This window comes from Kocuria aegyptia (genome assembly GCF_039530085.1).
Classification (GTDB): Bacteria; Actinomycetota; Actinomycetes; order Actinomycetales; family Micrococcaceae; genus Kocuria; species Kocuria aegyptia.
This window is the reverse complement of record NZ_BAAAOA010000052.1, coordinates 1-554: the sequence shown is the minus strand read 5'-3', so window position 1 is coordinate 554 and position 554 is coordinate 1. Positions and strand designations below refer to the sequence as shown.

Genomic DNA, 554 nt, shown 5'->3' with positions numbered 1-554 from the left:
GTCCTGGGCTCTGGCTTCATCCGGCAGTGACAGCGGTGGTTCCTCTTCATCGCTCTCCGCCCCTGGCTTCGCCCAGATCGCCTTCAATGAGACCTCCGTGAAATGGGTGGCGCGAAAGACTGACTACTTCGGGATCGCCAACGTCTACCTGGACGGTGATCTGGTGGAGACCGTGGATCTCTACTCGCCGTCCAAGTCCTTCCAGCAAGTCGTCTACGAGTCCCCGAAGCTGCCTCGCGGCGTGCATACCCTCCGCATCGAGCGCACCGGATCCAAGAACGCCGCCTCCACCGGTCGTGGTATCAATATCGACAACTTCGTGGTCCCCGACACCGAGCTGCCTTCCACCCCGACCGGATTGACCGCACGACCCTCCGACGCCGGCGTGACCCTGGGATGGACGGCGAACACCGAGACGGATCTCGCCGGTTACCAGGTCTGGCGGGCTACCGGCGATTCGGCAGATTTCACGCAATTGACACCAACCCCAGTCACCACCACATCCTTCGCCGATCCCGCGCTCACCCCCGGCACCACATACCGCTACCGCATCG

General features: G+C 63.0%; 1 pseudogene. It reads left to right on the top strand.

The window, feature by feature from the left end:
- Positions 1 to 97: 97 nt before the first annotated feature.
- Positions 98 to 554: pseudogene (locus ABD220_RS17840) on the top strand (hypothetical protein); the annotation flags it as partial.